Origin of the sequence: Variovorax sp. PBL-E5 (assembly GCF_901827185.1) — a bacterium.
GTDB lineage: Bacteria > Pseudomonadota > Gammaproteobacteria > Burkholderiales > Burkholderiaceae_C > Variovorax.
Map to the genome: position 1 here is coordinate 5,346,315 of NZ_LR594671.1, position 12,671 is coordinate 5,358,985.

The window sequence follows — 12,671 nt, forward strand, 5'->3', positions numbered from 1 at the left end:
AATGACCTGCACCATGTCTTCGACCACCGAAACCCGGATTCCGACGCTCTACGAATGGCTCGGCGGCGCACCCGCCCTGCTGCGCCTGACCACGCGCTTCTACGAGCACGTGAAGGCCGACCCGGTGCTCGCCCCGGTCTTCGCGCACATGGGTGAAGACCATCCGGCTCACGTTGCCGCCTTTCTTGGCGAGGTCCTGGGCGGTCCCGACGCGTACTCGCAGCACCACGGCGGCCATCCGCACATGATTCGCCAGCACTTGAACCGTCACCTCGAGCAGGCGCAGCGGCGGCAGTGGGTAGGTCTCTTGCTGCAGACGGCCGACGAACTGGGCATGCCGGACGACCCGGAATTTCGATCGGCGCTGATTGGCTACCTGGAGTGGGGTTCCCGATTGGCCGTCATCAACTCACAGGCCGGCGCCGAGGTCCAGGAGGATGCACCGATGCCTGCATGGGGATGGGGTGAGGTGAAGGGGCCCTATAGAGGGTGAGCGTTGGATTGAGTGGCTGCCTGGCGCTTCGACGCCGAAGTTTGCAGGTGCGCGCTGAATGTCTGTGAAGGGCCCACTACAGTCGTTCGAGCATCTACGCCCAGCGACCGAATTGAAAGGCCAAGCGGACGTTGCTACGTCGAGACGTCGGGCCGAAAAACGGGTTTCCTTGACGCTCTCTACAGCACACCCGGGGAGACCACGGCTTTTTCAATCAGCCTGAGCAAGACCTCAAAGTCGACCGGTTTGGCCACGTGATGATCGAATCCTGCGGCCAACGCTCGTTTGTGGTCTTCTGGACTTTCGTAGCCTGTGAGGGCGATCAGCAGCGGGGACGATTCGCTTCCAGCGCAACGCTGACGCAGGCGCTTGGCAACTTCATATCCATTCATGCCGGGAAGTCCGATGTCGCACACCACGATCTGGGAGCGCTGATTCTCGAATGCGTCCAGAGCGCCCACTCCATCCAGCGCGACCTCGACCTCATACCCCGACATTTCCAGCAACATGCGCAACAGGACACCCGCGTCGACGTTATCGTCGACCAGCAAGATGCGCGCTGAAACAAACGCAGGCTTGAGCGCCGGCACCGGCGCCAGGGCCGGTTCGTCGATCTTCTCCACGCGCGGCAGGATCACGGTGAACTCGCTGCCCGCGCCGAGCCCAGCGCTTCGTGCCTGGACCGTTCCGCCATGCCGCTCGACCATGCTGCGCACCACCGTGAGCCCAATGCCCAAGCCACCTTGACTGCGGCTTAGCGAACGCTCTTCCTGAGCAAACAGGTCAAAAATATGAGGCAGCGTTTCCGCCGCGATGCCGCTTCCGTTATCGGTCACCCGGATCACCACCGTATCTCGCTCAGGCCTTGCGCTCAAAGCGATGGCGCCACCCTGCGGCGTGTACTTGGCGGCGTTGTGAAGCAGGTTGCCGATGATCTGCGCCAACCGTGCCGGGTCCCCGTCCACGTACATGGGGCTGACCGGCATGTCGAGCGTGAGATGCTGGTGCTGCGCATCGGTGAGCCCGCGGTACATCTCGACGGCCTGATCGACGAAGTCGCCGACCTTTGTCGTTTTCCGCTGCAGAGTGACTCTGCCGCTCGTCACCCGCGACGCGTCGAGCAGGTCGTCCAGCAGCCGCGCCATGTGTTCGACCTGGCGGTGGATCACTTCGCTGATCGTCGTCAACCGGGGGTCGACCGTATCGAGCCGCTCCAGCAGTGCTGCGGCGCTTCGAATGGGCGCCAAGGGGTTGCGCAGTTCATGCGCCAGCATCGCGAGGAATTCATCCTGTTGGCGCTTCGATTTTTGCGTTGCTTCCTCCAGCTCCCCCGCGGCAAGCGTCGCCATGACCAGATGTTCGTTCGCCTCCCGCAAATCCCCGCTGTCTGCCTCGACAGTCGAGCGCGTCAGCTCCCACAAGTGCATGGTTTCTTCGCGGCGCGTCACCTCGTGTTGGCGCTGCACAAGGGACTGCTCTTGCGGGATCAAACCGCCATTGCCGTCCTCCGTGAGCGCTGGCGAGTTTTCGGACTCGGCCGTCTTGGGCGGGGTGAGGGGCGTCATGATGGCCGCGGATGGCCCGTCAACAACGCATCCATGCCGGGTGTGGGCGGGCCGATCACGATGCCCGCATCGGTGACCTCGTAGGGGCGAAGTTCATGGCTGTGGTCGCTATTGCGTATCTTGACCACGGCCATGACGCGCCTGAGTTGCCCTTCGAGTTCGACGTAACGCTGCACGATGATCGCGTCCGTGAGGAATGCCGCGCCGTAGGGGCTGAAGCGCAGGTCGGTGTAGCGGTCTTCCAGCTCTGAAATCATCAGTACGGCCGCACCCTTGCCTGTCAGCACTGCAATCATGCGATACAAGGACTCTCGGAAATCCGCCCGGAAGGTGGGTGCCAACGCGAGCTCGAACCCCGAGATGGAGTCAATGACAACCCGGGTCGCCCCGGTGCGTTCGATCAGTTCGGTCAATGCGTGAAGCGTCTCGTCAATGGACAGATCCAGCGAGCGCGTGTCGATCATCCCGACCTCGCCGCTGGCGATCAATTCATCCAGACGCACCTTGTGCGATCGCGCGGGCGTTCTCTCGAAGGCCGCGATGACTCCTTTTTCCCCCGCTCGTGCACCTTCAGCCAAGAAAGCCGCGGCAAGCTGCGACTTGCCCGAACCGGAGGGGCCCGCGACCAGCAACGAGTAGCCAATCGGCAGGCCGCCCCCCATCATTTCGTCCAGCAGAGGCACGCCCATCAAGAGACGTGGCGGCGCGGGACCGCGCTCGCCCGAGGCGTTGCTGTCGAGCGGCTGCGAGCTCGCAGCAATCGTGCGCGGGAAGATCTGGAGTCCATCGTCGCTGATGCGAAAGGTGTGCAGGCCTGGAATGGTGGCGTGGCCGCGCATTTTCATGATCTGAATCTTGCGCACGACCGAGTTGCGCTCGACGGACTGCGCCATCCACACGATGCCGTCTGCAACAGTGAAGATCGGATTGGCTTCGCTCTCAAGGGTCACGTACTCTCCGATCAGAAAGGTCGTGGCCTGCCATGTGGTCAGGAGCATGCCCAGGCGCTGGACGAACTGCTGTAGATCCATCTCATATTTGCCGGCGCTCTTTGCCGACTCGACGACGGAGCGAAACGAGTCGACCATGACGAGGGCGGGTCCAAAGCGTTCGACCTCTTCCACGATTCGCTTCAGGACACGGTCGTAGTCGCCAGCGACAACCTCATCCGCCAGGTTGATGAAACGGATGGAGTCGTTGACCTTGGCGGCGTCGAAGAAGCTGTACTGCTGCTGGTAGCGCAGCATTTTCAGGGGAGGCTCACCCAGGACTGTGAAGAAGATGGCGCGCCGGTCCGGGTTCGCCAGCGCGAACATGATCTGGTGAGCGAGGGTCGTTTTTCCGGACCCTGGCGCGCCCGCGATCAAGTTGAAAGAAAACTCCGCCAATCCGCCGTGCAGTAGAGCGTCCAGCCCAGGCACGCCAGTAGGCAGTCGTCGGATGACAACTTTGTTGGTCATTTAGAAATTCTCCTGGGAGGACTGGTCCGCACCATGCGTACTCCAAGCCGAATTCAACATACGAAGGGTCAGCGGTTCACCGATGAGCGAAATGAGGTGGTCGACCAAGGTGGAAATGAGGGTCCCTCCTGCGAACGAGCATTCAGCGGACGTGCGCGCCGCCAAGTCGTCGCGCAAAGCCTTGAGCAGCATGTCGAACGGGCCGGCAGCGAGTGGCTTGGCCCATTCGATCTGCGTGCGCGTGCGATGGACCGCGTGCGCGACCAGTGCGGTTGATGCCTGAGCGCCAACGACCAGGGTCAGCTCGTTATGGAGCAGACGCAAGACGACGGTCATGGCCTCCGCAATCTGGCCAGGTTCGGAACCGTCGCCGCAGTGCAGTGAAACCGCCTGCTTGATGATGTCTTCGCGCATGGCCCTCCAGCTTGGGTGTGGAATTGCATTCTTGGGCAATTCGGGCCAGTGCTTTCGGCACGCCGTCCCGTTGCGCCTTTTCTGCACGAGTGTTCTGTCTCAGCTCTGAGGCAGCCGTGCCGCTGAAAGGACAGCGCGCTCAGGCGAAGGACCGCGCGCTGGGGCTATGTGGATCCACGGCGAATACCGTTGCTGCATTGATCATTCTATGGGGCTGCAAGGCCCTGCACCAGCCTTGGGTGATGGATCGCGCCGATCGAATTGGATTTACCTCGTTAAAAGTGTCGGTGCCGCCGGGAGGCCCCTCCCGAATGACTGCTTCGGTGATATGAGCGGTCGCACCTCATCCATCGGGCGCTGGAGCAATTCTCCGCCGCAGTTTGGACAGATGCTGGCGAGGCGCTGTTCGGCGCGGTCACTGCGAACGGCGGCAGCCAGCGCTCGAACGCGCGTCAAGGTGGCATGATCGCGCGACGTCGAACCTGACACCTGGAGCACCCCGTGATCGTCGAGCGCATCTGGACCGGCAATGCCTACCGCAACTACAACTACCTGATCGCCTGCCCCGAGACCGGCGAGGCGCTGGCGATCGATCCGCTCGATCACCAGAAGTGCCTGGCCGCCGCCAAGGACAAAGGCTGGCAGATCACGCAGATCCTCAACACGCACGAGCACCACGACCACACCGGCGGCAACGCGGCCGTGGTCGCGGCCACCGGCGCGAAGCTGATCGCGCACCACAACGCCGGCTCGCGCATCGCGGGCGTGGACCGCGGCGTGAAGGCGGGCGACGTGATCAAGGTCGGCAAGACGGTCGAGCTCGAATGCATGGACACGCCCGGCCATACGATGTGCCACATCTGCCTGCGCTCGCACACCGAGCAGCCGGCGCTGTTCTCCGGCGACACGCTGTTCAATGCCGGCGCCGGCAACTGCCACAACGGCGGCAATGCAGAAGACCTCTACACCACCTTCGTCGATCAGCTCGCGAAGCTGCCGGGCGGCACGCGCGTCTATGCCGGGCACGACTACCTCGAGAACAACCTCAAGTTCACGCTCGCGCGCGAATCCGACAACGCAGCGGCCAAGGCGCTGTTGCCGCGGGCGACGGGCCACGATCCGGCCAAGGCGCACGTCACGACGCTCGACGAGGAAAAGCAGATCAACACCTTCCTGCGCCTGAGCAGCCCGAGCGTCATCGCGGCGCTGCGCGAGGCCTTTCCCGATCTGCCCGAGAAGCCGGATCCGAAGACGGTGTTCGTCAAGCTGCGGGAATTGCGCAACCAGTGGTGAGCCGCGCGGGCGCCACCTTCAACCGCGCACGCGCAGCATCCCCTCCTGCGCGGCCGAAGCCACCAGCCGCCCATCGCGCGTGAACACGCTGCCGCGGCACAAGGCCCGCGCCCCGCCCGCGCTCGGCGAATCGAGCACGTACAGCAGCCACTCGTCCAGGCGGAAATCGCGGTGGAACCACATCGCATGGTCAAGGCTCGCGGCGCGCACCTTGCCGCCGAAGAAGCTCAGGCCGTGCGGGCGCAGGGCGGCGCGCAGCAGGCCGTGGTCCGATGCATAGGCGAGCAAGGCGCGGTGCACGATCGGATCGTCGGGCAGCGGCGCGGTGGCGCGCATCCAGATCGCGCTGCCGGCCGGCCGCGGTACGGGCGCGAGCAGGTCATTGCTGTCGGTGCCGCGGTATTCGATGGCCTGCGGCTCGGTGCCCTTGACGCGCCAGGCCGCGGGCAGCCGGTCGCCGAGCGCGATGCGCTGCTGCAGTTCGCCTTGCAGGCTCTCAGGTTCCGGCTCCTCGGGCATCGCGGCCTGGTGCTCGATGCCCGAGGCCGCGCTTTGAAAGGACGCCGACAACTCGAAGATCGTGCGCTCCTGCTGGCGCGCGACCACGTGGCGCGTGGTGAAGCTGCGGCCGTCGCGCACGCGGTCGACCGTGTACTCGATGGGCGCGTGTTCGCCCGGCAGCAGGAAATAGGCGTGCATCGAATGCATCGGGCGATCGGCCGCCACGGTGCGGCTCGCGGCGACCAGCGCCTGCCCCAGCACCTGGCCGCCGTACACGCTCCGCGAGCCGATGTCTTCGCTTTGCGCGCGAAAGCGGTCCTCGCCCAGTGCTTCGAGGTCCATCAATGCGACGAGCTCGGCGACGCGGCGGGCGGCGGTGGTCGCGGGATCGCTCATCGTCAACGGTCCAGGTCCGCACCGTCGGCGACGAGCTTGCGCTGCAGCGCCGGCACGTCGACCGCGGCAAAGGCATCCGCGCCCAGCACCGCCGCGGCGGTGCCCGCGGCCTGCCCCATCACGAAGCAGCCGCCGCTGGCGCGCGCGGCCGATTGGCCCTCGTGCGTCATCGAGGCGCAGCGCCCGGCGACCAGCAGGTTGTCGACGCCGCACGGCACCAGCATGCGCCAGGGCAGCTGGTTGAAGGTGCGGCGCTCGTCGCGCGGGAAGGCCCACTCGATCTTGCCGGCCGCATGCATTTCCATCGGCCAGGCATTGATGCCGATGCTGTCGTCGAAGCGCGCGGACGACAGGATGTCCTCGCCGGTCAGCGCGTAGAGGCCTTCGATGCGCCGCGTCTCGCGGATGCCGACCTGCGGCGCGATCTCGACGATGGCCGATTGCTCGAAGCCCGGCACCTCGGCCTTCAAGAAGCGGAAGTACTCGCCGATCTGCCGCCGGCCTTCGACCTCGCCGTCGCTGAGTTCGCGCGCGTCGACGCCGTTCATCGCGCCGCCCGCGGCATTGCGGATCTGCGTGACGTTGGCGCGCCATTCGCGCGGGTCGATCTGCGGCCGCAGGATCGCGCCTTCGCGCGGAAAGCGGTACGCATCCGGATCGCGCTCGCGCGCCTTCGCCATGAGATCGTTGATGGCCTTGAATTCGCCGACGGCCGCCAGCGCGCGCGCCGCATCGACGTGGCCGACGCGGAACATGGTGGACGGAAAGAGCCCGCTGCCATGGCCATCGCCGACCGCGAAGGGCACGCCCGCGAAGGCGGCGACATCGGCATCGCCGCTGGCGTCGATGAAGGCGTTGGCGCGGATCGCCTGCCGGCCGGACTTGGTCTCGACCACCAGCGCCGCGATGCGCTGGGGTCCGTCCATCAGCACGTTCGCGGCCCAGGCATGGAACAGCAGCTGCACGCCGGCGTCCAGCAGCAGCTGGTCGGCCGCGCACTTGTAGACCGAGGTGTCGTAGGAGCGCACGCGGATGCGGCCCTGCATGCCGTCCTGCGGCTTGTTGAGGCCGCCCATCGCATCGATGCGCGCGAGCAGGTCGTCGGCCACGCCGTGCACCAGCTGCGTCATCTCGCCCTCGCGCTTGCCGTAGAGCCCCGCGAAGTTGGTGACGCCGCCGGCCGTGCCCATGCCGCCGAGAAAGCCGTAGCGTTCGATCAGCAGCGTGCGCGCACCATGGCGCGCCGCGCTCACGCCGGCCGCGATGCCGGCCGGGCCGCCGCCGACCACCACGACGTCGAACTCGCCGAAGACCGGCAGGCTGCGCGCGGGTTCGAGCAGCGAGGTGGCGGTCATTGGAGCTTGATGCCCTTGGCGGAGATGATGGACTGCATGATCGCCGTCTCGGCCGCCACGCGGCTCTTGAGACCTTCGGCCGAAGTGCCCACTGCCTGCCAGCCCTGGTTGAAGAGCTGGCGACGCGTGTCGGCATTGCGCATGACCTCGGGCATGACCGCGGCCAGCCGGGCCTGCGCGGCCTTGGACAGGCGCGCCGGTCCGATCAGCGCGGTCCAGACCTCGAGATCGAAGTTCTTCAGGCCGGCATCGGCCAGCGGCGGCACTTCGGGCGCCAGCGGGCTGCGGCCGCTGGTGAGGCCGATGGCTTTGAGCTTGCCCGCGTTGACCTGCGAGATCGCCAGCCCCGGCGGCACCAGCGCCATCTGGATCTGGCCGCCGAGCAGCGCCGTCACCACGCCCGGGTTGCCCTGGAAGGGAATGTGCTCGGCCTGCACGCCGGGCATCCTCGTCTTCAGCAGCTCCATGCCCAGGTGGCCGACCGAGCCGACGCCGACCGAGCCGTAGTTCCACTTGTCGCCGCCCTTCTTCGCGGCGGCAAAGAAGGCCGCGCCGCCCGGCTCCGTGGGCGGTGCGACCAGCACCAGCGGCGCGGTCGCGATCAGCGAGATGTAGCTGAAGTCGCGCGCCGGGTTGTAGGGCAGGTGCGGATACAGCATCTTGGCGGAGGTGAGATTGCCGTTGATCACGATGCCGAGCGTGTGGTCGTCGGTCGCCTTGGCCACCTGGTCGGTCGCGATGTTGCCCGACGCGCCGGAGCGGTTCTCGACGATCACCGGCTGGCCCAGCGCCCTGGCGAGCGGATCGGAGATGGCGCGCGCCGCCATGTCGGGCGTCGAGCCGGCCGGGAATCCGACCAGGAGGCGCACCGGCTTGGTCGGCCACGCGGGGGCCTGGGCCAGCGCAGCCAGCGGCGCGGCGCCGAGGGTCAGGCCGCAGGCGGCGATCAGGAGTGCGCGTTTCTTCAGGGACGGCATGAACGGTTTTCCTTTTTTCTGTGTGAGAGAAGAAGCTCGATTTTGCATTCGCATCACGACAGGGCCGGCGACGCATCCGCAAGGCAGTGCGCGGGGTCCCACGCATAGAGCCATTCGACCGCATCGTAGTAGCGTTCGGGCGAGCGGCCGGTCCACAGGCTGTTGCGCACCAGGCGCTCGACACCCTTCGCATGGTAGAGGCGTCCCATCTCGCGCACCGACAGCACGACGCGCGCGGTGCGTGCCACGCGCGCCGAGGCATAGAGGCGGAAGGCGGCCGGCAGGTCGAAGCCGCAGGCCTCGACGGCGGCGCCGAGCGTGACCGCGTCCTCGAGCGCCATGCAGGCGCCCTGTGCGAGGTACTGCATCATCGGATGCGCGGCATCGCCGAGCAGCGTGGCCGGGCCGTGGCTCCAGTTCGCGATCGGCTCGCGGTCGGCGGTGCTCCAGCGCCGCCACGAGGTGGGCCGCTCCAGCAGCTGGCGCGGCCGCGCGTGCACGCCCTCGAAGTACGACATCACCTCCTGCTTGCTGCCATCGGTGACGCCCCATTCCTCGTGCTCGCGGCTGTGGAAGGTGACGACCAGGTTGTACTGCTCGCCGTGGCGCAGCGGGTAGTGCACCAGGTGGCAATTCGGCCCGGCCCAGACCACGGGCGCATTCCAGCGCAGGTCCTCGGGCATGTCGGCGGCTGGCACCACGGCACGGTAGACCACGTGGCCCGAGACGCGCGGTGCATCGCCGACCAGCTTCTCGCGCACCACCGATTTCACGCCATCGCAGCCGACCACCGCATCGGCAGCAAAGCGACGCCCGTCGCGCGTGACGGCGACCACGCCGCCGTCGCCGATGTCGAGCGCCTCGACCTGCGCCGAGGTGTGGAAGCGGATCAGCGGATGCTGCCGCACCGCCGCGTGGATCGCGCCGTGCAGATCGGCGCGATGGCTCACCGCATAGGGATTGCGAAAGCGCGCGCGGAAGGCCTCGCCCACCGGCACCGAGGCGACCTCGCTGCAGTCGACCGCGTCCATCATCACCAGGCGGTCGGTGAACACCGAGCCGCGCCGCACGGCCTCGCCGACGCCGAGCGCATCGAGCGCGGCGAACGCGTTGGGGCCCAGCTGCAGGCCGGCGCCGATCTCGCCGATCGCGGCGCTCTGCTCCAGCAGCTCGATCGGCAGACCCAGCCGCGCCAACGCCAGCGCCGCGGCCATGCCGCCGATGCCGCCGCCGATCAGCAGCACCGAGGGTTTGTCGTTGGGTGTCGTGTGCATGATGGTCTTCTCCCCTCGTTTCGAATTCAGTCGATGCGTACGGTGATCGGCTCGAGGCCGTCGATGCGCACCGTCAGCGTCTGACCGGGCCGCACCGCGCCCACACCTTCCGGCGTGCCCGTGAAGATCAGGTCGCCGGGCTGCAGCGCGAACAGGGTAGACAGATGAGCGATGACTTCGTTCACCGACCAGATCAGGTGGCGCAGATCGCTCTTCTGCCGCACCTCGCCGTCGACCTCGAGCACGATCGCGCCCGAGACGATCTCGCCGGCCTCGGCCAGCGGCCGGATCACGCCGACCGGCGCCGAGAAATCGAAGGCCTTGCCGATCTCCCACGGCCGGCCCTGCTCGCGCATCTTCATCTGCAGGTCGCGGCGCGTCATGTCGAGGCCGGCCGCATAGCCGCAGATGTGCGCCGCCGCGTCCTCGATCGCGATGTCGCGGCCGCCCCGGCCGATCATCGCCACCAGCTCGGCTTCGAAGTGGTAGTTGGCCGTCTGCCCCGGATAGGGAATGCCGACGGTGTCGCCCGCGGGCACCGGCACGATCGATGCATCGTCGTTGGGCTTGCAGAAGAAGAAGGGCGGCTCGCGGTCGGGGTCGAAACCCATCTCGCGCGCATGCGCCGCATAGTTGCGGCCGACGCAGTAGACGCGGCGGACCGGGAAGAGGTCGGTCGAACCGGCGATGGGAAGGCCGACGACGGCCGGCGGTGAGAAGACGAAGGACATGGGAACTCCTGCCGCATGCAGCGGCGCATGGATGGATGAAAAAGACTTGCCGCTCGAGCGGCGACCGCTCAGGCGTCTTCTAGAAAGGCCTCGCGCAGGATGCCCATGGCCTGCTGGACGGGGCGGTCAGAGAAACTGAACAGCACGACCTCCTCGCTCGCCGACAAGCGCAGCGGCGCCCACGAAGGCACGACGAAGGTATCGCGCGGCCCGAAGTCGAAGCGCTGGCTGCCGATCTCGGCCGCGCCCCGGCCTTCGACCACGCTGTAGACCGCGCCATCGGTCGCGCGCTGTGTCTTGCCCTGGAAGCCGGCCGGCAGCAGTTGCAGCTGGGTGCCGATGGTCGGCATCGGCGAACCGCCGGTGAGCGGATTGATGTAGCGCAGCTTGTGGCCCAGCCAGGCATCGGGCGCTTCCTGCTTGTGCAGCTGCGCGAGCGCCTCGCGGCTGCGCGCATAGGGGTAGTTGAAGATCGGCGAGGTCATCGACACATGGTCGTGCCGTACCGGCACCATGTTGTGACCGAAGCGCGCGAGGCTGTGGCCCTCGGGCCGCGCGACGTGCTGCACCCTGGCATCGTCGTTCTCGGCGAAGCCGGCGTCGAAGAAGCGCAGCATCGGAATGTCGAGCCCGTCGAGCCAGACCACCGGCTCGCTCAGGCCGGCGATGCCTTCGTTGCCATGGTCGTGCCAGGCCCACGAGGGCGTGATGATGAAGTCGCCCGGGTACATGGTGGTTCGCTCGCCCGCCACCGTGGTGTAGGCGCCCCGGCCGTCGACGATGAAGCGCAACGCCGACTGCACGTGGCGGTGCGAGGGCGCCACCTCGCCCGGCATGATCAGCTGCAGGCCGGCGTAGATCGACTGCGTGATCGACGAGCGGCCCGGCAGCGCCGGGTTCTCGAGCACCAGCACGCGCCGCACCGCTTCCTCGGCGGTGATGAGATCGGCCGATTCCATCAGCAGCGGCCGGATCTCGTCGTAGCGCCAGAGCGCCGGCACGCAGGGCGTCTGCGGCTCGCGCGGCACCAGCGCGTGCAGCGATTCCCAGAGCGGCGTGAGGTTCAGCGGGCGGATGCGCTCGTAGTAGGCGCGGCGCTCGGCCGCATCGGTGCGTGCGGGCTGGGTGGCGGTGGTCATGGGGATGTGTCTCCTGGCGGCAGGCGCCAATGCGCACATTGTTGGCCTGCCCTACTATTTGTTCAAGACGCAGGGGAAATACCTTGAATCGCGATTTTCGATAATGGGGTCCCGCATCCCCGAGGAAGGATTCCGATGGCCAAGCTCGATCTCGAATGGTTCGGCGTGTTCGACGAGATCTACAAGACCGGCAGCGTCTCCAAGGCCGCCGACCGGCTCGGCATCGCGCAGGCTGCGGCCAGCACGATGTTGAACAAGCTGCGCGCGCATTTCGACGACCGGCTGTTCACGCGCACGGCGCAGGGCATGCAGCCCACGCCCTATGCGCAGCGCATCTGCGTCCACGTGCGCGAGGTGCTGTCGCGCATCGAGCAGGCGCGCGGCAGCCGCGGCGGCTTCGATCCGGCCCAGGCACGGCGCGATTTCCGCATCTGCATGACCGACATCAGCGAGGTGGTGCTGCTGCCGACCCTGCTCGACCACCTGCGGCGCGTCGCGCCGGGCGTGCACATCGAGACCGAGATCATCTCGACCGAAAGCGGCCGCCGGCTGGAAGACGGCGAGGTCGATATCGCGGTCGGCTTCATGCCGCAGCTGGACGCGGGCTTCTACCAGCAGACGCTCTTCATGCAGAACTTCGTTTGCCTGGCGGCGCGCAACCACCCGCGCATCGGCGCGCGGCTCACGCGCAAGCGCTTCGAGGCCGAGGCGCACGCCATCATCTTGTCGTCCGGCACCGGCCATGCGATCGTCGACAAGACGATCGCGCGCCTCGGCCTGCAGCGCAACGTGGTGGCGCGGCTGTCGAGCTTCCTGAGCGTGGCGCGGATCGTGGCGCACACCGAGCTGATCGTGATCGTGCCGCGCATCCTCGGCGAAGTGCTGGCGACGCAGGAGCCGGTGCAGCTGCTGGAGCCGCCCTTTGCGCTGCCTTCCTATGCCGTCAAGCAACACTGGCACGAGCGCTTTCATGCGGATGCGGGCAACGCGTGGCTGCGGCGCACCATGGCCCAACTCTTTGGTCCCCAAACCGTCCCGGCGCTCGCATAATCGCCGCGGGCGCCTCCTCCAAC

At 67.0% G+C, this 12,671-nt stretch carries 13 protein-coding genes; 3 read left to right on the plus strand and 10 right to left on the minus strand.

The window, feature by feature from the left end; genetic code table 11:
• Positions 1-13: 13 nt before the first annotated feature.
• Complete coding sequence (locus tag WDLP6_RS26045; RefSeq protein ID WP_162594693.1) at positions 14-493, plus strand: group II truncated hemoglobin; 480 nt, start codon at positions 14-16, stop codon at positions 491-493.
• A gap of 179 nt (positions 494-672) precedes the next feature.
• Here the strand turns inward: WDLP6_RS26045 and WDLP6_RS26050 are convergent, their stop codons facing one another.
• From WDLP6_RS26050 to WDLP6_RS35545, 4 genes are all read right to left on the minus strand, one after another.
• Complete coding sequence (locus tag WDLP6_RS26050) at positions 673-2,058, minus strand: hybrid sensor histidine kinase/response regulator (RefSeq protein ID WP_162594694.1); 1,386 nt, start codon at positions 2,056-2,058, stop codon at positions 673-675.
• A complete protein-coding gene (locus WDLP6_RS26055) occupies positions 2,055-3,518 on the minus strand; it encodes an ATPase domain-containing protein (RefSeq protein ID WP_162594695.1) in 1,464 nt (487 codons plus the stop codon). Before WDLP6_RS26055 ends, WDLP6_RS26050 begins: the two co-directional genes overlap by 4 nt.
• Entirely contained in the window at positions 3,519-3,932 is a 414-nt protein-coding gene (locus tag WDLP6_RS26060; protein WP_162594696.1) for a hypothetical protein, read from the minus strand.
• Positions 3,933-4,199: 267 nt separating this feature from the next.
• Positions 4,200-4,538 carry a DUF1272 domain-containing protein gene (locus WDLP6_RS35545; RefSeq protein ID WP_443083433.1) on the minus strand — a complete coding sequence of 113 codons (339 nt, stop codon included), beginning with the start codon at positions 4,536-4,538 and terminating at the stop codon, positions 4,200-4,202.
• Between WDLP6_RS35545 and WDLP6_RS26065 the strand changes: the two genes are divergently transcribed.
• Positions 4,434-5,225, plus strand: coding sequence for a hydroxyacylglutathione hydrolase (locus WDLP6_RS26065; protein ID WP_162594697.1), 792 nt, complete (start codon positions 4,434-4,436; stop codon positions 5,223-5,225). The two genes, WDLP6_RS35545 and WDLP6_RS26065, sit on opposite strands and share 105 nt — an antisense overlap.
• An 18-nt stretch (positions 5,226-5,243) precedes the next feature.
• On the opposite strand, the gene WDLP6_RS26070 is transcribed toward WDLP6_RS26065, so the two are convergent.
• The 6 genes from WDLP6_RS26070 to gtdA all read right to left on the minus strand — a co-directional run bounded on the left by WDLP6_RS26070 (position 5,244) and on the right by gtdA (position 11,598).
• Complete coding sequence (locus WDLP6_RS26070) at positions 5,244-6,122, minus strand: acyl-CoA thioesterase (protein ID WP_162594698.1); 879 nt, start codon at positions 6,120-6,122, stop codon at positions 5,244-5,246.
• Between the two features lie 2 nt (positions 6,123-6,124).
• Positions 6,125-7,477, minus strand: a complete 1,353-nt coding sequence (locus WDLP6_RS26075; RefSeq protein WP_162594699.1) for an FAD-dependent oxidoreductase — start codon at positions 7,475-7,477, stop codon at positions 6,125-6,127.
• Complete coding sequence (locus WDLP6_RS26080) at positions 7,474-8,454, minus strand: Bug family tripartite tricarboxylate transporter substrate binding protein (RefSeq protein WP_162594700.1); 981 nt, start codon at positions 8,452-8,454, stop codon at positions 7,474-7,476. Before WDLP6_RS26080 ends, WDLP6_RS26075 begins: the two co-directional genes overlap by 4 nt.
• Before the next feature lie 53 nt (positions 8,455-8,507).
• A complete protein-coding gene (locus WDLP6_RS26085; protein WP_162594701.1) occupies positions 8,508-9,728 on the minus strand; it encodes a 3-hydroxybenzoate 6-monooxygenase in 1,221 nt (406 codons plus the stop codon).
• A 26-nt stretch (positions 9,729-9,754) separates the two neighbouring features.
• Positions 9,755-10,459, minus strand: a complete 705-nt coding sequence (locus tag WDLP6_RS26090; RefSeq protein ID WP_162594702.1) for a fumarylacetoacetate hydrolase family protein — start codon at positions 10,457-10,459, stop codon at positions 9,755-9,757.
• 68 nt (positions 10,460-10,527) lie between these two features.
• Positions 10,528-11,598: a gentisate 1,2-dioxygenase gene (gene gtdA / locus WDLP6_RS26095; protein ID WP_162594703.1), complete on the minus strand. Its 1,071-nt coding sequence runs from the start codon at positions 11,596-11,598 to the stop codon at positions 10,528-10,530.
• A 135-nt stretch (positions 11,599-11,733) separates the two neighbouring features.
• Between gtdA and WDLP6_RS26100 the strand changes: the two genes are divergently transcribed.
• Complete coding sequence (locus WDLP6_RS26100; protein WP_162570042.1) at positions 11,734-12,648, plus strand: LysR family transcriptional regulator; 915 nt, start codon at positions 11,734-11,736, stop codon at positions 12,646-12,648.
• Positions 12,649-12,671 lie beyond the last annotated feature (23 nt).